This window comes from Phormidium tenue FACHB-1052 (assembly GCF_014696675.1).
GTDB lineage: Bacteria > Cyanobacteriota > Cyanobacteriia > Phormidesmidales > Phormidesmidaceae > Nodosilinea > Nodosilinea tenuis_A.
Genome location: NZ_JACJQN010000009.1, coordinates 67,685 through 86,553, shown reverse-complemented (window position 1 = coordinate 86,553; position 18,869 = coordinate 67,685). Strand labels below are relative to the sequence as shown.

Genomic DNA, 18,869 nt, shown 5'->3' with positions numbered 1-18,869 from the left:
TACTTCATGAATATTCAGCGTTGGATGGCCCGGCGAGAAGCCAGCTGGCGACAGCTCGAAACCCTGCTCACCCAGGCCGAGAAAAGCGGGCTCAGGTCGCTCTCTGCTGTCGAGGTGCGGCAAATGGCCAGTCTCTATCGGTCGGTTTCGGCAGATTTGGCTCGGGCCAAGGGGCACGGCGTGGGTCAGGCTGTCATTAAAGATTTGCAGCGGCTCACCAGCCGCAGCTACAGCCAAATTTATCAGGGCTCTCGCCGACAAGAATGGCAAGCGCTTTGGGATTTTTGCCGCTACGGCTTTCCGGCGGTAGTGCAGCGGAGTTGGGCTTACATTGCCGTGGCCACGGGCATGTTTGCGATCGGTGGACTGGTGGGCTGGTGGTTTGCCTGGCAAGACCCGGCTTTTTTGACACTGGTGCTGGGCCAGGAGTTTGTCGAAGAGGTCAAAACCAGTCAGGAATTGTGGACGGTTTCGATCATGGGCATTGAGCCTGTTGCCTCTAGCGGCATCATGATCAACAACATTGGGGTTTCCCTGCGGGCGCTGGTGGGGGGCGTCACAATGTTTATGCCTGAGGTACCCCTGATCACACCACCAGGAGTGTTTACAGTGTTTATGCTGGTGTTCAACGGGCTGATGATTGGCTGCGTTGGCGTGCTGGTGGCCCAGGCCAACCTGGCCTACGACCTCTGGGCCTTTGTGTTTCCCCACGGGGCGCTGGAGCTACCGGCTATTTTTATGGCTGGGGGAGGTGGGCTGCTGCTGGCCCGAGGCATTCTGCTGCCCGGCCCCTACCGCCGCATCGATGCACTGAAATTGTATGGTCTACAGGCTGCCCAACTGCTCTATGGCATCATCCCCATGCTGGTGCTGGCGGGGCTAATTGAGGGGTTTTTCTCCCCTCAAACCTGGATTCCTAACGAGTTTAAGTACGTTGTAGGAACAGTAATCTTCATTGCCCTAGTGCAGTACTGTCGCACCCAGCGGCCCATAGTAAGGCAAAAATCTTTTGCACTATGAAAAAGACCAAAATCCTCATCGTCTCAGCCAACCCAAAGAATACGAGCCGTTTGCGGCTTGATGAAGAAGTTCGAGAAATCGAGGAGGGCTTACGGCGCTCAAAGCTTTGGGAGCAATTCACTGTAAAGTCGGCATGGGCGTTACGCCTGAAGGACCTTCGACGTACGTTGCTGGATGAACAGCCGCACATCTTACATTTTAGTGGACATGGATCGCCAGAAGGTCTTGCATTAGAGAACTCCATAGGTGAAGCCCTTACTATCTCTCCAGAAGCCCTTGAGGGTCTATTCAATCTCTTCAGAGAAAATCTGGAGTGTGTTCTTCTAAACGCCTGTTATTCAGAAGCTCAAGCAACTGCAATTGCCAAGAGAATTCCGTACGTTATTGGAATGGAAAAAGAAATCGCGGATAAGGCCGCTCTTGAGTCTTCTGTAGGGTTTTATGATGCCCTTGGTGCGGGAAGATCAATTGATGAAGCCTTTGATTTTGGCTGTAATGCTATTCAGTTACTCAGCTATTCTGATGAGCATCCACCCATTCTTTTGTCGCGACCTAGGAATAGATTTACAACGTGCTTTGGGGAAAAGACTAGCTGTCTGTATCGCTTCAGAGCTGAACGCCAGCCCGATGTTGACGAACTACGTCAAGTTCTAGGTATAAAAATTGACAAAATCACTATTGTGAATATCTCACCATTCCCCGATGTAGAAGTAGAAGTCGAGGCAGAACTTTCGCTTGAATCTCTTTGGGATGCTATGCGTCAAGTTATGGACGGGCACGTAATGGTACAAACAGTTGCTTATGCTAGTGAATATACGGGTGAAAGAAATTATGAACTCTAACTAGGGTGTCGCTGGAGTAAACCAATATGGTCGTCCAACTTTAATCAGCTTGCCAAGAACGACGTGTCAACACTTTTAGCAAGCTACAGCAATGTTTAAGGGGGTGCCTACATGCCTCTAGATTATTGTGACTGTATTCTCAAGCACCTGAAACAATAGTGGCTGGTTGGGCTAAAAGCATCCTCTGGCTTGGGGGCCATCCTTAAAAGTGGTCTATTTGCTAGAGCGATCGCGAAGGTTATGACTACAATAGGGCAGTATTTCGGTTGGGCTTATTGCCACTTGCCATGTCGCCCTCACCCCCATCCCCGCCTCGCACCCTGCTCAAAACCGTTACTCAGGCCTTTCAGGCCGTGCAAGCTAAGGTTGACTTTGGCAAACTGGCGGTCAAGCCGGGGGCTCGCGCTGCCGAGCTAGAGGTTACCGTCAACGGCAACCCCACCACCTACCCGCTGCTGGGCGAGCACTACATCATGGGGCGCAGCACTTCCCAGTGCGACATTGTGGCCCCCAGTCCCATCGTCAGCCAGGTGCATGCCACCCTCACCCGCGACACCAACCGCCCCAGCCAGCCCTTCGTGATGAAGGATCGCAACTCCACCAACGGCATTTATCGGGGCAAAAAGCGGCTCACCCAGGTGGTGATGAACCACGGCGATGTCTACACCCTCGGCCCGCCAGAGCTGGAGGATGCCGTTAAGCTGCGGTTTAGCGAGCCACCTCCCTGGTACGTCAAAACCGCCCGCTACACCCTCTATGGCTTCACCGGCCTCTCTTTGGCCGTAGGTGCCTGGATTGTGGGAGTGGAGTGGCCCAAAATTCCGATGCGGCCTCTGCCCGACTCGGTGCAGGGGCCGGTGGTCGTCTATGGCGAAGAAGGTGGTGCCGCTGTGCCCCTGCGCGAGCAGCACACCCAGACCCACCAAGAACTGCGCCGCATGGGCGACTTTTCGCCCTACCTGCCCCAAGCTCTGCTCGCGTCCGAAGACACACGATTCTATTGGCACCTGGGGGTAGACCCCCTCGGCATTGCGCGGGCGGTGCTGATCAACGTGCAGGATGGGTCGATTCGCCAGGGGGGCAGCACGATTACCCAGCAGCTAGCCCGCAGCGTCTACCGCGAGTATACGGGCACTGACGATTCGGCGGGACGCAAAATTCGCGAGGCGATCACGGCTCTTAAGCTAGAAACGTTTTACAGCAAAAACTATCTGCTGCTCACCTACCTCAACCGCGTTTATCTGGGCGAAAACCTCTACGGCTTTGAGGATGCCGCTCAATTTTATTTCGACAAGCCCGCCAGCGATCTCACCCTGTCGGAGGCAGCGACGCTGGTGGGCATTTTGCCCGGCCCCAACGCCTTTAACCCGGTGCAAAACTACGATGCGGCGGTGTCTTACCGCGATCGCGTCCTCGATCGCATGGTGGCCCTGGGCATGGTCAGCCAAGAAGAAGCGCGGCGGGCGCGGCGATCGCGCATTGAAATCAGCCCCGATGCCACCCGCCAGCTCCAGAGCACCCGCGCCCCCTACTTCTACAGCTATGTCTTTGAAGAACTCGACAACGTACTCGGCACCTCCCTGGCGCGGGAGGGCAACTTTTATGTGGAAACCAGCGTTGACCTAGATCTCCAATCGGCGGCAGAAGAAACTCTCAGCCAGGATATCGCCACCCAGGGAGCCGCCTTGGCCTATTCCCAAGGGGCCGTGGTCACCCTTGAAACCAGTACCGGAGCCATTCGCGCCCTGGTGGGTGGCGTGGATTTTGCCCAAAGCCAGTTCAATCGGGCCTCCCAGGCGCTGCGCCAGCCGGGCTCAACCTTTAAGCTGTTTGCCTACGGGGCAGCCCTAGAACAGGGCATTTCTCCAGGGCGATCGTTCTCCTGTGAACCAATGAACTGGAGCGGGCAGCGGTTTGCGGGCTGCCGGTCGGGTTCGGGTTCACTGGATATGTATGCCGGTATGGCCCGTTCTGAGAATGTGGTGGCGCTGCGCATTGCCCAGGAGGCAGGGCTGCGGAACGTCATTAACGTCGCCCAGCGCTTGGGCATCGAGTCTGAGCTGGTGGCCTCGCCGGGTCTCACCCTGGGCGAAAGTGTCGTCACCCCGCTGGAAATCACCGGATCCTTTGCTGCCGTGGGCAACAACGGCGTGTGGAACCGACCCCATGGCGTATTGCGAGTGCTTGACAGCAGCGACTGCACTGACCCCAACGACATTAACACCTGCCGCGTCATCTACGAGTTTGGCCAGGCCGGAGACGCCGATCGCCAAGCGATCGACTCTAGCATTGCCAGCACCCTGACGGGGCTGATGCAGGGCGTGGTGCAGGGGGGCACGGGTCGCAGCGCCTTTTTGGGCCTGGGAGAAGCGGGCAAAACCGGCACCACCGACGACAACCGCGACCTCTGGTTTATAGGCTTTGTGCCAGGCCGCGACCTCACTACAGGCGTCTGGCTGGGCAATGACGACAACACCTCTACCCAGGGCAGCAGCGGTCAGGCGGCGGCGGTGTGGGGCAACTATATGCGTCAGGTGGTGCAATAGCGGCTATTGGTTGGTCAGTAAGCTCAAATATTACTTGACCAGGCCCAGAGGCTACTCGACTAGGCTTTGGGATTGCTCGACTAAGCTCGGAGACTACTCAGCTAGGTTCAGAGACTACTCGACTAAGCTCAAAGAGTGCTTGCATTAAGCTCAGAGCTTGCTCGACTAAACTCAGAGACTACTCAGCTAGGTTTAGAAACTACTCGACTAGGCTCGGAGAGAGCTTGCACTAGGTTCAGAGACTACTCACCTAGATTTAGAGACTACTCAGCTAGGTAAGGGGATCCCCCAGTTTCTCGTGGTCTTAGTGCTATCCGTCACCCCCTTAAAAAGGGGGAAGTCTTTTTTGGCCGAGCTATAGATTAGGGTAGTGTCTTCACCCCCCTTTTTAAGGGGGGATCAAGGGGGGATCTTCGCGAGTACCTGTACCCAGGTGCAATTTGCTGCTAGCGATCGCAATGCCCAAGCTGTAACAAATTTAACTTGTCTGTGTGGGCCAAATGGGATACTCTACTGAGCTAAGGCTGTGTGAGTGCAGCTTGTCTTCCCGAAAATTTGGTCAAGCGCCGCTGGAGGGTGCGCCAACACCAACCAGCAGCTAACCCCGTCGACAGAGCAAGCTGTCTCGGAGGCTAAGGTGATTATTACCCAAGGCCGTCCCGAACTGCACAAAGTCTGGGGCGGCCAAATTTTTGGGGAATTTCCTACCCACCATTGTTTTGGAGGAATTCCTCATGTTGTGTTTGCCATTTTTGGCGTCGTCGGCCCGTAGGGGTGTGACGACCAGTCCGCTGCTGCTAGCAAATCCGGATGCTCAGCCGGGGCGCGAGCGATTGCGCCATCTGGTGATTGGTTCGCCGGAGGGGGTGCAGGGGGCGATTAACCACCTGCATCTGTTGCAATACGCCGAGCGGCTGGAATGGAGCCGCCAGTTTACGATTCCTGAATCGGGGATTTTGATTACCCCGGAGCAGGGGGAGGTGTTTAGCTTGCTGCTGCGATATCGACAGATAGGTTAGTGGTGAATTAGATCCCTGGATTCTTCGAGAATCCAGGGATCTTTTCGGTAATGATGAATTAAGTTCAGGACTATCGGTCAGGGTGGATTATCAAAAGCTTGTTTTCTCAGGTCATGCTGTTAAGCAGATGTTTCAGCGCAGCATCAGCCGAGACGATGTGAAGACAGTGCTTGCTAGTGGGGAAGCGATCGCTGAATATCCTGATGATCGCCCTTATCCTAGCTACCTTATGCTGGGGGTAGTGAATCAGCGGCCCATTCATGTGGTCGCGGCAAGGGATGACGAAACCCTGACTGTCTATGTCATTACTGCTTATGAACCAGATTTAGACCTGTGGCAACCTGACTTTAAAACTCGGAAGCAACCATGAACTGTGTCATTTGCAAGCAAGGACAAACTCAAGCGGGGCTGGTAACGGTCACCTTGGAACGGGAGGGGGCGATCGTCGTATTTAAGCGGGTGCCTGCTGATGTCTGTGAAAACTGCGGTGAATACTACCTCAGTGATGAGGTAACAGGGGAATTGCTAGAACGGGCAGAAGAGGCCATTACCAGCGGTGCAGAGGTTGAAATTCGCCGTTATGCGGCTTGAGTCGTTTAAACTATAGACTTCCAAAATGATGGCATCTGAAGATGGTCATGCTGAAAGCACTACAACAAACGGTCGATGTGGGGGCATGCAGCGAAATTGAGTTGATTGCTCCTGAATGTCCTTAGGGATTGAATGTATATGTCATTGTGCTGCTATCTCTAAAAACTTGGCCTTTGAAACTGAAGTAGGTCAACCCCCTGAAATAGCTGAGAGCGCACAGCAAGTACTAGGCGTCATTGCGAGAGTTCAGGCAACAGTTCGGGGATATGTTCCTGAAGGGGGTTCTCTAGTGAATGAGCTGATTGCAGATCGGCACATACTGATACAAGAAGAGCATCCTTGAGGCCATTAGATATACCAGTAAGTCTTTTCAAATCCATTTTTTAGGTTGCAGCTGCTGATGAATCTTGAGCTTTCCAGACAGCGTATCACCCAGTTGATGGCCATCTTTGTAACTGAGATTAAATGTGAAGCATCAATGGGTCGAACAGATCTAAACAAAGCTTCCGAGACAATTTTAATACCTTTACTAAATGAGATTTATGGCTGGAATTTAGAAAATTTAAACTATGCGGAGAATGATAACAATAAGCCTGGCATTGATTTAGCGGACAAAGCAGCTAAGATTTGCATTCAAGTTACTGCCACCACCACCTCTGATAAAGTCAAGCATACTTTAGAGCAGTTCATTAAGCACAAACAGTTTCTTGAATATGATCGCCTAATTATATTTTTCTTGAAAGAAAAGAATCAGAGCTACCCTGTCAAGACAATTCAGAAGATTATTCAAGAAAGATTTGAATTTGAGATAGGAAGAGATATTTTAGATTATCGAAACCTGCTTAAGGAGATTGCCAGCTTTCAAATCGAAAGAGTAACTAAAATCCGAGAAATTTTAGAAGCTAATTTTGGGAGTGAAGATCTATCTAGAAAAGAAACATTTTTTCAGAAGCCAGAAAAAATATTTTTCACTCAAAGCCATCTACCAAAATTACCTCCTCATTTCCTTCCTCGTCCTGAAGCACTGGATGAACTCAAAGAAGTACTCTTTTCTCATTCAACTCCTCTAAAAAAGGATACACATTCTGCTTGCAAGATTGGTATATATGGAATGGGTGGAATTGGCAAGTCGGTATTAACAAATTATTTGGCACGAGACTCGGAAGTGCATTCTCTATTCTCAGACGGTATTTTTTGGTTTTCCTTGGGGCAAGAACCAAATCTAACTCTGAGGCAATCAGACTTTGCAAAAATGCTAGGCGATTCTTATCCTGCTTTCCAAGATATCCAGCAGGGAAAGTTATATCTAAGCCGTCTACTGGCAAATAAGAAATGTTTGCTCATTCTAGATGATGTCTGGAAAGTCCATCAAGTCTCTGCATTTAATATCTTAGATAAACAAAGCAAGATTATATTTACTACAAGAGATTATGGCATCATTCAAGCCCTTGATGCGATTGAGTTCCAGGTCAAACTTTTAAGCGATGATGAAGCTTTGGATTTGCTTGCAATAAGCTCAGGAAATATTAAAGAAAATTTACCTCCTGAGTCTTATGAAGTAGCAAAAGAGTGTGCCAATCTACCGCTGGCTTTATCTATGATCGGAGCGATCGCGAAAGCTCGACCTAATCGTTGGGATAACCTTTTACAAAAATTGAGAAATGCTGACCTCGATAAGCTTAAGTATCAGTTCCCTGATTATCCATATCCAGATTTATTTAAGGCAATTCAAGTTAGCTTAGAAGTCTTAGAGCCAGATACTCGACTACGTTATCTAGATTTTGCTGTTTTTCCTGAAAATGTAGAAATCCCTGAGACTACATTAATGATATTTTGGAGGCCAGAGGGACTAGATAAATATGATATTCAAGATATTACTGATCTACTAGTGGAACGTTCACTTGCAAGACGCAGTGAAACTGGTCATCTTGTTCTTCATGATCTGCAATACGATTATGTAAGGAAACAGTTTTCTAATTTATCTACTCTTCATGCTCGATTCTTAGATGCTTATTCTAGTTGTTGCGCTAATGGTTGGCATACATGCTCTCAAAAAGACAATTATTTCTTTGGGAATTTAGCGTATCATTTAAAGCTGTCTAATAGGAAGGCGGAGCTTCATAATTTACTGCTCACATCCAAGGATTGGATGCAAGCCAAGTTCATCGCTTCTTCAAGTGATGCATCTTATCTGTTCGATCTGGATTTTGCAATTGAAGACTTCCATGATCCTTTGACTTCAAAAGAAATTTTGACTCTTACTCAACTTTACGCGGCTCGACAAGCTATCAACCATAGAGCACAAAACTATAGTGATGAAGAATTGGAAGCATTAGCTTTATTAGGGTATGTAGATGAAGCTATCAATCACGCTCGGCTACGTGCTTTACCTTTTAGAAGGTTTCATGGTCTTCTAGCAGTAATCAATGCCTTAGACAAAGGAAATACCATACTTTCTTCTCTTCTTGAAGAGGCATATGAAATTGCCAAAACTCTTGAAGAGCTTAAATCGCGCTATTTTTGTGAGTTAGCGATTGCACTTTACAAGGCAGGGGAAGAGACTAAAGCTCAGTCAGTTATCGCTGAAGCTGAGAATTTTGCATATCTAGCACGTTATAGTTCTGGTCGAAATGAGGCACTTGCCGAAGTCGTCTCTGCACTATCAAAAATGCTCTTTTTAGAACAAGCAACTGCCCTCGTTCATGATATTCAAGATGGATGGGCTAAGTCGGAAGCCATGGGAGATTTAGCAGCTAGTCTGCTGTTGTCTGGTTTCGGTGAGGAGGCAAATATTGTACTTGAAGGAGCTGTGAGTGTAGCTCAAGAAATTGCTGATTTAGAAGATTTTTACGAACCTATTATTTCTGTCTGTAGTAAATGGGCAAAAGCATTAGCAAGCTTAGGTTTTATTGAGGAGGCTTTTACATGGATTGAGGACATTGGCGATACATCGAAGACAAAAGTTTTGTGTGACTTAGCAGAAACTTTAGCGCAACTTGGGCTTGATCCAGAATCAAATGAAATATTTGACAAAGTTAGGGATATTGCTAATCAAACTGAAATATACGATATAAAACTCTCAATTTTACGTGATCTAGCTGTTTCTTTGGCTCGATGCAACCACGAGTCAGAAGCAAGATACTTAATGACTGAGATTAATAGTATTGCAACTTCAAATGAAAGCTCTAAGCTAGCAATAACTCTTAGTAGAATTGCGGCTTCATTAGTGGAGAATGATTATTTGGCAGAGGCAGACTTATTCTTTAACAAGTCCATGCAAATTATTCAGTCAGTTACTCAAGAGCATAAAAAGATGTGGGGCTTGGGAAGAATAGCAATTTCCCTGACGCGCGCAAATTATAAAGAATTAGCAAATCAAGTTTTTTCCGAAATCAGAAAAATTTCTGAAGCGGGAGAGCATAAATGGGATCTAGTTAAAGTCTTTGCCCAGTGCGGATTTGTTGAGGATGCTAAAAGTCTTATAGAAGCTGTTGAGGACGATGATTTTAGAAATCGACTTTTAACTGAACTGATCGAAGAATTGGCGAAAATTAAAGATTTTGATAATGCAAAATCTTTAATAGATCTTGTTGGAGATTGTCATCATAAAGCTATGGCTTTTATCAAATTAACAAATGAAATGATAGATGATGAGCCAATTGAAGAGATGTATTTGTTTCTATCTACTATTCGAGATTGTATTATTCCAGGCATTGAGAAGCCAATAGATAAGTCAATGGCATTGGTTGAGTTAGCAAAAACCATGATGAAACTTGACTTCTGTGAAGGTGAAATGGATGATGTGTTTTTTGAAGTCAGAAGTGCTATAGACCAGATCGAGGATGAATCTGACAAAGAATATTTATTTGAAGAGTATGTGGATGGACATACTGAGCTGAAACTTGGTTTAGACATAAGCCCATTTTCCTGGCAAAACGAAGTGAAGCAAAATAAAAAAGTTACGCAAGAGGCTTTAGAACTCGCTTTTAGTCAAAAGTTCTCAGAAGCTCTAAGCACCTTTTCGAGAAGACCTGCGTTAACTCATTCATCGGCTATCGAAGATTTTCTTGAGGAGTTGGGTTCATGGATTCCTGCATTTGATAAGGCCAAACCACAATTATCTTTGGCTATATTGAGAGAATGTATTCGAATTTCAAGCTGGACATCAGCAGGCTGGAAGGATATTTATTGTTCGGTTCAAGCCAGTAAACTATGGCCAACCTAGCCTACTGGCAGTTCAATCAGCTTTTAGGGGCGTGCACCATTCCCCAGCGATCCTCCAAAACCGAATTTGCCGAAGCCCTCAACTAAGCCCGCTATCCTTGAATCATGTCTCCATTGCCCTGAGCCATGCAAGTCACTCTCGACATTCCCAATGAACTCACACACCTAGAACGACGAAAGCAGCTTTTCAAGCAAAGGCAAGCTTTATCCAGTTGCCCCTAAGCTTAATGGCTGAATTGCCCTAGCTCTGAGCCACATTTCGATCTCCCCGTTCGATCGCAGGGCATGTTTCACCTATGACCGAGCGAACCATACAACCGTTCTGCCCGCTCAAACCACCATTACCCGCATCTATTAAATAAGGAGACATCAGGGTATGCCGTACGACACCATCAGTGCCACCGTTTCAGACCAGGCCATGGCCGAGATCAAAGGGGCGATCGCCGTCATTCAAAACAATCTGCCCTTCCTCATCAACCTCACCCCCGACGAACGCCGCAAGCGCTTCAAAATGGGCGACAAAAGCCTCGCCTTTGTTCGCAACAGCGTCACCACCACCCAAAACAATCCCGGCATTGTGCCCAGCAACTTTGATATCGCCGAGCTTAACCGCGACTACCAGCTCACCGTCGCCCTCAGCGAAGTGCTAGGCCTGCTAGAGCAGCTCACCGAAACCGTCGACGACACCCTGCTCGCCGTCGGCAGCGAATCGATGACCGGTAGCCTGCTGGTCTACGACTACGTTAAAACCGCCGCCCGCCACTCCCCCGGCCTCAAGAGCGTAGCCGACCAGCTAGGCGAACGTTTCAAAGCCATGGGCAAACGCCGCTCCAAAACCAGTGACATAGCCGCCTAATTACAACCTGGGGGCAACCTGTTAATTTAAAAAACATATGAGGGGGATGGCTGATTTGAGTTGGCCGTCCCCCTTTTAGTAATGGTTTCATCGATATCAGGGATCCCTTGTAATAGTGCGGTGGGTAGCGATCGCCGAGGCTGCGGTCTTTCCCTAGATAGATTCTGAGCCGAAAAGATTTTGCTAAGGTCTGATAATCTTCGGACTCAGTTAAAAAGCCGACCCAAAATGCCCTTGACTCCCTCAATTAGTGGCGAGGAGGGGTTGTTTTGTTCTGCTTAAAACCGCGTCTCAAGGCATTCCCTGATTTGCACTCGGCCTAGTGTGCTAGTACGGTTGTCCAGGTTTTTCCTAGATGTCGGTTTTTAGCTGACTACTCTAGGAAAGACCGGGTTAGCCGATCGCCTTTTACCCCTCTATACCTAATTTCTACCTCTATGTACGTTGCAGTTTGGCCCGGTGACGTTTATCCCCTGGGTGCCCATTGGGACCACAAAGGCACCAACTTCGCGTTATTTTCTGAGCATGCAACCGCGGTTGAGCTTTGCTTGTTTGATAAAGAAGGCAAAGAAACCCGCATTCCCCTCACAGAGGTCAGCAATTTTGTCTGGCACGGCTACCTACCTGGCATCGGCCCTGGCCAAGAATACGGCTATCGAGTGCATGGCCCCTATGCCCCCCACGAAGGTCACCGCTTTAATCCCAACAAACTGTTAATCGATCCCTACGCCAAAGCGATTTCGGGAGAAGTGGGAAATGGGCCTGAAATCTTTGGCTACGACTGGGAAAGCCCCGACGAAGATCTCTCCTTTTCTGATCTCGACAGCGCGGCCCTAATGCCCAAGTCGGTCGTTATCGACGAAACCTTTGACTGGGAAGACGACACTTTACTACGCACTCCCTGGCACGAAACCGTCATTTACGAAGTGCATGTCAAAGGGTTTACTAAACAGCACCCTGATATTCCTGAAGAGCTGCGGGGCACCTATGCGGGCATGGCTCACCCCGTCGCCATTGAACATCTGCAACGGCTCGGCATTAGTGCCGTCGAGCTAATGCCAATTCACCACTATCTCTCCCGCCCTGGTCACTTAGTTGATAAGGGGTTGCGCAACTACTGGGGATACGACTCGATCAACTTTTTTGCTCCCTTTTCGGGCTATAGCTCCAGCGGCAATTTAGGGGAGCAAGCGACGGAATTTAAGGAGATGGTGAAAGCTCTTCATAAGGCGGGCATCGAAGTCATTCTCGACGTGGTGTATAACCACACGGGCGAGGGCAACCACATGGGGCCAACCCTATCGCTGCGCGGCGTTGACAATGCCAGCTACTACCGCCTGATGGAAGATGATCCGCGCTACTACATGGACTTCACCGGCTGCGGCAACTCCCTCCACATGCGTAGCCCCCAGGTGCTCAAGCTGATTATGGATAGCTTGCGCTATTGGGTGGGCGAAATGCACATCGATGGCTTCCGGTTTGATTTGGCGTCGGCCCTGGCCCGAGAATTGTATGACGTCGATCGCCTGTCGGCCTTTTTTGACCTGATTCACCAAGACCCGCTGCTGGCCGGGGTAAAGCTGATTGCGGAGCCCTGGGATGTGGGCATGGGCGGCTACCAGGTGGGTAACTTTCCGGTCAACTGGTCTGAGTGGAACGGCATCTATCGCGACACCGTGCGCGACTTTTGGCGCGGCCAGGATGAAACCCTGGGCGAATTTGCCTACCGCCTCACCGGTAGCCCTGACCTCTATTTTCAGATGAATGGACGGCAGCCCAATGCCAGCATTAATTTCATCACCGCCCACGATGGCTTTACGCTTAATGACCTGGTGAGCTACAACGACAAACACAACGAAGCCAACGGCGAAAACAGTCAGGATGGAGAAAGCAACAACTCATCCTGGAACTGTGGGGTAGAAGGCCCCACCGACGACCCCGAAGTCTTGCAGCTACGAGAGCAGCAGCGCCGCAACTTTTTGACGACCCTAATGCTGTCGCAGGGGGTGCCCATGCTGCTCGGGGGCGACGAAATTGGCCGCACCCAGGGGGGCAACAACAATGGCTACTGCCAGGACAATGAGGTTTCCTGGTTTGACTGGAACCTGCCCCAAGGCAATGAAGACCTGATTAATTTTTGCCGAGAGCTGATTTTCTTTCGGCGGCAGCACCCGGTGTTTCGTCGGCGCAAGTGGTTTCAGGGGCAGGCCATTCACGGTTCTGGGGTCACTGATATTAGCTGGCACGGCCCCGATGGCACTGAGATGAGCCAAGATCAGTGGGAAATTGGCTATATCAAATCGATCGCAGTCTTTCTCAATGGCGACAAGATCCCCAGTCCCGGCAAGCAGGGAGAGCGCATCAGCGACAACGACTTTTTGATGTTTTTCAATGCCCACTACGAAACAATTGATTTTAGGCTAGCTGAGCTATTTCAACCCTATGAGTGGTCGGTGGTCATCGATACGACAGAACCTCGGTTTGTTACTGAAAAACGTATCGTCACGGGGGACGAAACTATTCCGGTAGTGGCGCGATCGCTGATGGTTTTGCAACGGTTAATCTAGCGTCGCTTAGAGCACCGTCTACACTCATAAAGACGTTAGAAAATCTCTCTTTCTCCCCTTGATCAAGGGGAGAAAGACCTAATCGTTGCTCGCCGGGGCTTAGAAAATGAGTCTGCTTAGCGACATCAAGAGAGGCAACTAAAAGAGAGGCAACTAAATCCCGTCCTCTGACAGTTTATTCTTGTTGCTGGGTATAGCTCAGCACCGCAACTATGGCTTTTTCCTCGGCAGTTAAATCCAGATCGCTGGGAGCCTGTTCTGCTGCTCGCCAAATGTCTAACAGCCAGCCCTCTTCGTAGGCCTGGGTGACAGTGGGGTGCACGTAAAACTTGCGACAGGTGGCAACCCGGTTGCCCAGGTGCTGCGCAGCACCTTTGATGGCCTCACGAATGTTGGCCTGAGCCTGAGTTTTTGAGGTGGGCTCCCCAAGTTCGTTGAGAATCCGAGCCGTGTAGACGGTACCGGCCCAGGTGCGAAAGTCTTTGGAGGTAAAGTCTTCACCGGTAATGGTTTGCAGATAGCGGTTGACATCGTCGGAATTGATCGCCTGGGGTTGCCCTTCATCATCTAGGTACTGAAACAGCTGTTGACCGGGGAGATCTTGGCAAAGTTTGATCGCTCGGGCCAGGCGGCGATCGCTCAACTCAATCTCGTGCTCTACCCCGCTTTTGCCCACAAAGTGAAAGCGAATTTTACTCGTTCCCACCTCCACATGCTGTTCTTGTAGGGTGGTGAGCCCAAAGGACTGGTTCTGCTCGCGGTACTCGTCGTTGCCAATCCGAATTACGGTGGCATCGAGCAGCCGCACGACAACCGCCAGCAGCTTTTCTCGCGGTAGGCCGCGCTGACGCAGATCGCGATCGGTAACCTCGCGAATCAGGGGGCGGGCATAGGCAAAGGGAATCAGCCGGTCAAACTTGGTCTGGTTGCGAACGGTGCGCCAGTTGGGATGGTAGCGGTACTGCTTGCGACCTTTGGCATCGCGCCCGGTAGCCAGCAGATGACCGTTAGCAGAGGGGCAGATCCACACCGTTTCCCAGGCCGGAGGAATCACCAGGGCCTTGATTCGCTTGAGCTTGTCTCGGTCAGAGATGCGATCGCCCTTTTCGTCAAAGTAGATGAATCCCTTGCCGCTGCGCCGCCGTCCCCAACCGGGGCGATCGTCGCAAACGTAGCGCAGCCCAGCAGCCCGAGCTGACTGAACTGGTTCCACAATTGTGACTGAAGAGGCACTAGTTATAAGTTGAGGCGAAGCTTTGGGCATTTGCGTTTTGGGCTGAGCAAACCAGCCATTGCCCAACAGCGATGCATGTACTGGTCTGGTAATCCCTTTAGCTTAGGCAGGCTCAAGGCCTGCTGGCTCTAGCCTAGGTAGAGTTGTACGGGAGGATAAATGCCGCTCACAGCCAAGAGCGAAATGTCAGAATACTCGCTGAAATAAACAAAGTCAGCGGTTTTGAGGCTATGCGATCGCACCTAATTTCTGCTGGATGGCTTTGACCTGATCTCCTTTAACTCTTTGCTAGCTAGCCAACGGCTCTGCGATCGCCCCCTGCAAATACCCCAACCACTCCGTTAGGCTCTCTAGCTGCTTTTCGGGTTTGAGCACGCCCAGGCCGCGCACCACGACTTTGCCGCCGCTGTAAACAAAGCGCGTCTTTAGGTGGCTGGGCAGGTTCTCGCTGATCTTCTTCCATGCGGGTTCTTCCATTGGGGTTTCCATCACCACGTGCTGCTTGCCCTCGGGTTTGATGCGCGAGAAACCGGCGTGCTTGGCCACCAGCTTGAGTTGCAGCATGCGTACGAGCTGCTCGGTGGCGTAGGGGATGGGGCCGTAGCGATCGCTCAGATCCGCCGCAATCTGCATTAGCTCGACCTTACTGTTGGCCGACGCCAGAGAGCGGTAGGCCCCCATCTTCTGCTCCAGGTCGGGGATGTAGTCGTTGGGCACAAAGGCGGTGACGTTGAGATCCACCTGGGTGTCTTCCACTTTGGGAATGTCTTGACCGCGAATTTCGGCGATTTCTTCTTCGAGCATGTCCATGTAGAGGTCGAAGCCGATCGCATCCATCTGGCCTGACTGCTCGGCCCCCAGCAGGTTGCCGACGCCGCGAATTTCCATGTCGCGCATGGCGAGTTGGTAGCCGGAGCCAAGCTGGGTAAATTCTTGGATGGCGCGCAGGCGCTGGCGGGCTTTATCGGTAAGAGATTTTTTGGGGTAAAACAGCCAGGCGTGGGCCTGAATGCCTGCCCGCCCCACTCTTCCCCGCAGCTGATAGAGCTGGGAGAGGCCGAAGCGGTGAGCGTCTTCGATCAAAATGGTGTTGACGCGAGGGATATCCAGCCCCGACTCGATGATGGTGGTGCAAAGCAGCACTTCGGCGTCGCCGTTGCTGAAGGTGAGCATGGTCGATTCCAGCTCGCCTTCGTCCATCTGACCGTGGGCGATCGCGATTCTCGCCGCCGGTACCATCTCGCGAATTTTGGCGGAGGTTTCCTCGATGCCCTCTACCCTGGGCACCACGTAAAACACCTGACCACCCCGGTCTAGCTCCTGGCGAATGGCAGTGCGAATCGCTTCGGAGTCGTGGGGCGACAGGTGGGTTTTGATCGGGCGACGTGATGGCGGCGGCGTGGTGATCAGGCTCATCTCGCGCACCCCAGACAGGGCCATGTAAAGGGTGCGGGGAATGGGGGTGGCACTGAGGGTGAGCACATCCACCTGGGTTTTAAGGGATTTGATCCGCTCTTTTTGGTTGACGCCGAAGCGCTGTTCTTCATCGACCACTAGCAGGCCGAGGCTTTTGAAGGTGACGCCTTTGCCCAGCAGCTGGTGGGTGCCGACCACCACATCCAGTTCTCCGGTCTTGAGCCGTTGCAGAATGTCTTTTTTCTCGGTCAGGCTACGGAAGCGGTTGAGCAGCCCCACCTGGATTGGGTAGGGGGCAAAGCGCTCCTTCAGCGTGTGGTAGTGCTGCTGGGTGAGGATGGTGGTGGGAGCTAGCAGGGCCACCTGTTGCCCGGCAGTGACAGCTTTGAAGATGGCGCGCAGGGCAACTTCGGTTTTGCCAAAGCCCACGTCGCCACAGACCAGGCGATCCATGGGGCGATCGCTCTCCATGTCGCGCTTGACATCTTGCACCGCCTTGAGCTGATCGGGGGTGGCCTGGTAGGGAAAGGAGTCTTCGAGTTCCTGCTGCCAGGGCATGTCGGCGGGGTAAGAAAAGCCCTCCATCTTGGCCCGCTGGGCGTAGAGCCTGAGCAGATCCACCGCCACCTTTTGGATCGCTTTTTTGGCCCGGCCCTTGGTTTTCTCCCAGGCGGTGCTGGTCATTTTGTTCAGCACCGGAGCCTGGCCGCTGGCGGCCCGATAACGAGAAAGCGAACCCACCTGGTCGGCGGCCACTCGCAGCAGCCCGTCGGCGTACTGAATCACCAGGTAGTCGCGGGTTTCGTTATTGAGCACCAGGCTTTCGAGCTTGATAAATTTGCCGATGCCGTGGCTGCGGTGGACGACAAAATCCCCCGGCTTCATCTTGTTGGGGTCAACCTGTTTGGAGGCGGCTCGCCGCCGCTTGCGCACGTAGCCGCCGGTTGCCAGGGTGTGCTGACCAAAAAACTCGCGGTCGGTCACCACCACAATGCGGAAGGTGGGCAGCACAAAGCCTTCTAATTCTGCCAATCCCGAATACTTGACCGCCACAGGCACGTGCTGGGTGTGCAGCTTGTCGATCGCATTGAAATCTTTGGGGTTGGGAATGAATTGTGCCGGGCAGTCGTGCTCTTGCAGCAGCGATACCGATCGCGAAGGCTGAGCCGAGGCCAGCCAAACGGTGTACTTGCGATCGCACTCCTTGCGGATCGTCTCCGCCAGCTTGCCAAACTGGTGCGGAATCGCCTGCACTGGTCGGCTCGATAGGTTTAAGCCACTGTTGGCCTCGGCGATTTCAGATAGATCAATGCGAGGAAATACCTCGGCATCGCCCAGGGCATCAAGGAAGGAACGGTGAATTTTAGGAAGTTCTAAAGTTTTGAATTTTGACTTTTGACTTTTGACTTCCCCATCTTCCTCATCTCCCCCACTCCCTACACCTAACTCTCCACTCCTGACCTCGTTCCAGTGGTCTTCAACATGCTCCAGCCAGCGATCGCTGTGGGCCTGGCACTGATCTACCTCATCCACCGCCATCAAGGTGGTTTCGGGCAGATAGTCCAATAGAGAAGCGGGTTGTGAGAACGCCAGCCCCAGCCAGCGACGGGTACCTTCGGGGAGAATGCCGCTTTCCAAACCTTCCTGGGCGGCTTCGGACAGCAACCCCTCCAGCTTGCCCTGCGCCCTCAACTGCTCGATGATTACCGGGCCATACTGAGTAGGGGTGAGCACCAGGTGGTCAACGGCGTCCAGGGATCTTTGGGTGGCCGGGTCAAACTCCCGCAGGCGCTCCAGCTCGTCACCAAACAGCTCTAGCCGCACCGGCAGCTCCGACGCCACTGGATACACGTCAATAATGTCACCCCGCTGTGCCCACTGACCCTCAGTTTCAACCACCGTGACGCGCTCATAGCCAAGGGTAGCCAATCGCTGACCCAGCGCCTTGAAGTTAATTTCCTGCTTCAGCTCCAGCCGCAGGCAGTAGGGTTCTAGGGCAGAAACCGGCGGCAGGTGAGGTTGCAAGGCCCGTTCTGTTGCCACGATCGCCAGCTTGCGAGGGGGAGAGTCTGCCGCGGCAGCCCGCAGTGCCAGCAGATCCGCCAATACCTGGAGCTGCCCCCAGGTCATTTCTGACTCCTGGTCAAAGGGGTCGTAGGGGGAGGCTTCGGAGGTAGGGTAAAAATGTACCGTGTCCCAGCCCATGGCTTCGAGCTGGGTGGCCCAGCGTCCGGCTTCTTCTAGGGTGGCAGTAATCACCAGCAGAGGGCGCTGCTGAGCTAGGGCCAGAGCCGAGGACACCAGCCCCTTGGGCAATCGAGCCACGCCGTTGAGCACCAGTTGGCCCTGCTGATCGAGCTTAGCCAGCAGTTCTTTAGCTAAAGGAGAGCGTTGCAGGGCACGGGTAATGGAAGAAAAGGCCATAGGACGCGCGACAGGGCAAAATTAGAAGCACAAAACCCCCTCAACTTTGCAGCCGAGGGTACGGACAATTAGCCTTAGAGGGCCAGCCTCACGTTACTTATTTTAATAATTGCCAAGCCATTATGACAGC

Annotated in this window: 11 protein-coding genes; 9 read left to right on the top strand and 2 right to left on the bottom strand. The window is 51.7% G+C overall.

From position 1 onward, the window contains the following. Positions 1-6 precede the first annotated feature (6 nt). The 9 genes from H6G07_RS13560 to glgX all read left to right on the top strand — a co-directional run bounded on the left by H6G07_RS13560 (position 7) and on the right by glgX (position 13,665). Entirely contained in the window at positions 7-1,020 is a 1,014-nt protein-coding gene (locus H6G07_RS13560) for a stage II sporulation protein M (RefSeq protein ID WP_073608696.1), read from the top strand. Next, positions 1,017-1,862 (top strand): CHAT domain-containing protein, encoded by an 846-nt coding sequence (locus H6G07_RS13555; RefSeq protein ID WP_073608695.1) that lies wholly within the window; start codon positions 1,017-1,019, stop codon positions 1,860-1,862. The genes H6G07_RS13560 and H6G07_RS13555 overlap by 4 nt, the downstream gene beginning before the upstream one ends. A gap of 287 nt (positions 1,863-2,149) precedes the next feature. Beyond that, complete coding sequence (locus H6G07_RS13550) at positions 2,150-4,408, top strand: transglycosylase domain-containing protein (protein ID WP_073608694.1); 2,259 nt, start codon at positions 2,150-2,152, stop codon at positions 4,406-4,408. 734 nt (positions 4,409-5,142) lie between these two features. Next, on the top strand, positions 5,143-5,427 hold the full coding sequence (locus tag H6G07_RS13545; RefSeq protein WP_073608693.1) for a hypothetical protein: 285 nt from the start codon (positions 5,143-5,145) through the stop codon (positions 5,425-5,427). Positions 5,428-5,509: 82 nt separating this feature from the next. Further along, positions 5,510-5,797 carry a DUF4258 domain-containing protein gene (locus H6G07_RS13540; RefSeq protein ID WP_073608692.1) on the top strand — a complete coding sequence of 96 codons (288 nt, stop codon included), beginning with the start codon at positions 5,510-5,512 and terminating at the stop codon, positions 5,795-5,797. Continuing rightward, entirely contained in the window at positions 5,794-6,018 is a 225-nt protein-coding gene (locus H6G07_RS13535) for a type II toxin-antitoxin system MqsA family antitoxin (RefSeq protein WP_073608691.1), read from the top strand. Before H6G07_RS13540 ends, H6G07_RS13535 begins: the two co-directional genes overlap by 4 nt. Before the next feature lie 400 nt (positions 6,019-6,418). Next, the gene (locus tag H6G07_RS13530) at positions 6,419-10,243 is read left to right on the top strand and encodes an SMEK domain-containing protein (RefSeq protein WP_073608690.1); all 3,825 of its coding nucleotides are present in this window, start codon (positions 6,419-6,421) and stop codon (positions 10,241-10,243) included. 375 nt (positions 10,244-10,618) lie between these two features. Beyond that, entirely contained in the window at positions 10,619-11,098 is a 480-nt protein-coding gene (locus H6G07_RS13525) for a hypothetical protein (protein WP_073608689.1), read from the top strand. A gap of 437 nt (positions 11,099-11,535) precedes the next feature. Next, positions 11,536-13,665 (top strand): glycogen debranching protein GlgX, encoded by a 2,130-nt coding sequence (gene glgX / locus H6G07_RS13520; RefSeq protein ID WP_073608688.1) that lies wholly within the window; start codon positions 11,536-11,538, stop codon positions 13,663-13,665. Between the two features lie 175 nt (positions 13,666-13,840). On the opposite strand, the gene H6G07_RS13515 is transcribed toward glgX, so the two are convergent. Further along, complete coding sequence (locus H6G07_RS13515) at positions 13,841-14,878, bottom strand: DNA topoisomerase IB (RefSeq protein ID WP_199312081.1); 1,038 nt, start codon at positions 14,876-14,878, stop codon at positions 13,841-13,843. 309 nt (positions 14,879-15,187) lie between these two features. Next, complete coding sequence (gene mfd / locus H6G07_RS13510; RefSeq protein WP_073608687.1) at positions 15,188-18,739, bottom strand: transcription-repair coupling factor; 3,552 nt, start codon at positions 18,737-18,739, stop codon at positions 15,188-15,190. Positions 18,740-18,869 lie beyond the last annotated feature (130 nt).

Coding starts and splice junctions, on each gene's coding strand:
- H6G07_RS13560 (WP_073608696.1), top strand. CDS start 7: ATGAATATTCAGCGTTGGATGGCCCGGCGAGAAGCCAGCTGGCGACAG.
- H6G07_RS13555 (WP_073608695.1), top strand. CDS start 1,017: ATGAAAAAGACCAAAATCCTCATCGTCTCAGCCAACCCAAAGAATACG.
- H6G07_RS13550 (WP_073608694.1), top strand. CDS start 2,150: ATGTCGCCCTCACCCCCATCCCCGCCTCGCACCCTGCTCAAAACCGTT.
- H6G07_RS13545 (WP_073608693.1), top strand. CDS start 5,143: ATGTTGTGTTTGCCATTTTTGGCGTCGTCGGCCCGTAGGGGTGTGACG.
- H6G07_RS13535 (WP_073608691.1), top strand. CDS start 5,794: ATGAACTGTGTCATTTGCAAGCAAGGACAAACTCAAGCGGGGCTGGTA.
- H6G07_RS13530 (WP_073608690.1), top strand. CDS start 6,419: ATGAATCTTGAGCTTTCCAGACAGCGTATCACCCAGTTGATGGCCATC.
- H6G07_RS13525 (WP_073608689.1), top strand. CDS start 10,619: ATGCCGTACGACACCATCAGTGCCACCGTTTCAGACCAGGCCATGGCC.
- glgX (WP_073608688.1), top strand. CDS start 11,536: ATGTACGTTGCAGTTTGGCCCGGTGACGTTTATCCCCTGGGTGCCCAT.
- mfd (WP_073608687.1), bottom strand. CDS start 18,739: ATGGCCTTTTCTTCCATTACCCGTGCCCTGCAACGCTCTCCTTTAGCT.